The organism is Streptomyces sp. NRRL B-24085 (genome assembly GCF_001282115.1).
Taxonomy (GTDB): domain Bacteria; phylum Actinomycetota; class Actinomycetes; order Streptomycetales; family Streptomycetaceae; genus Streptomyces.
In genome coordinates, this window is the sequence record NZ_LJBR01000671.1 from 1 (window position 1) to 1,234 (window position 1,234).

General features: G+C 74.2%; 1 protein-coding gene. It reads right to left on the reverse strand.

Features of this window, described 5'->3' with window-relative positions:
* Positions 1–54: 54 nt before the first annotated feature.
* Positions 55–1,029: a ScbA/BarX family gamma-butyrolactone biosynthesis protein gene (locus AOJ26_RS41070; protein ID WP_053853405.1), complete on the reverse strand. Its 975-nt coding sequence runs from the start codon at positions 1,027–1,029 to the stop codon at positions 55–57.
* Positions 1,030–1,234: the final 205 nt, after the last annotated feature.

Below are 1,234 nucleotides of genomic sequence, written 5' to 3' on the forward strand. Positions count from 1 at the left end.
GTTCAGGGGCCTGGCTCGGTGGGGATCGGGTCCCCGGAGGGCGGGTGGGGGGCGTCAGTCGCACACCGTTGCCACCACCAGGCTGTCGAAGGTGAGGCGGTCCGATTGCCAGGCTGTTACTCGGAGGGCCGGGTCCTCCGTTGCGTCGTGGGTGGGGAGGCGGGTTGCGGAGATGTGGCAGGGGATGGCCAGGGCTACCGGGTGGTGGAAGGCGGTTCGTAGTTCCACCGGGAGGACTCGGTAGGGGGCGCAGGCCGCCTGGACGGCCTGGCGGGCCGCCTCCAGGAGGACCATCGCGGGGACGTCGTTCGTCGGGTGGTCGAAGAGCACCGGGTGGCCGGGGTCGATCCGCAGGTCCCAGCTCAGGCCCCGGCGGTCGGCCGGGGAGGCGGGGACGCCGAGTACCACGTCGTGTTCGTCCAGGCGGCCCACGATCGCCGGCGGGACGGGGTCCGGCAGGGGCGGGTACCCGCCGCCCTCCCCTGCGGCGGGGTCGCGGCGGTCCGACACCCTCACGGTCAGGCGGCCCGCCCCGGCGAAGTCCGCGCCGCGCAGCAGGTCCGCCTCCAGCGTGAGGGCGATGACCTTGCCGCCCCTGCGCCGCACGTCCGTGGCCGTGAACTCCAGGCGCATCTCCGCCGGACGGGCGCCCAGCAGCAGAGCACCCGGTACTACCTCGAACTCCAGTTCGGTGAGGGTGAAGTGGTTGTCCGCCGGGACTCCGTAGTACGTCTGCCCCACCAGGACCGACGCCTGGCGCAGCGTCTCCGCGGCGAGCAGAGGGTCGTACCAGGTGCCGGCAACCGGCGCGTAGAAGTGGTGGCCGCGTGGCCACTGTGCGCCCAGGCGGAACGTGTCGGGGCCCAGCTGCCGCCAGTCCGTGATCAGAACCTCGGCCACCGCGCTGCGGGCCACCAGGTGGCGTGGAGCGGTCCGGGCGAAGTGCAGGCCCACGTCGGGTTCGGACCGGACACCGGCGTCCGGTGGGAAGGGAAGGGTGGGTATGGGTGCGGGGTCGATGGGGGACACGCGGGTTGCCTTTCTCATGGGCGTCGACGCGAGGGCGCGGTGGTACCGGTGCGGGTGCCGGGCGGACCGGGCCGGACGGGGACGGCCGGGTCCGCGGGCCGGGCCGGTGGCGTCGGGCGGCTACGAGCAGCGACGGGCGGTGTGAGGGGCGGCCGGCGGAAGGAGGAGGGCGGTGTGAGGGGTGGCCGACGGAAGGAGGAGGCGG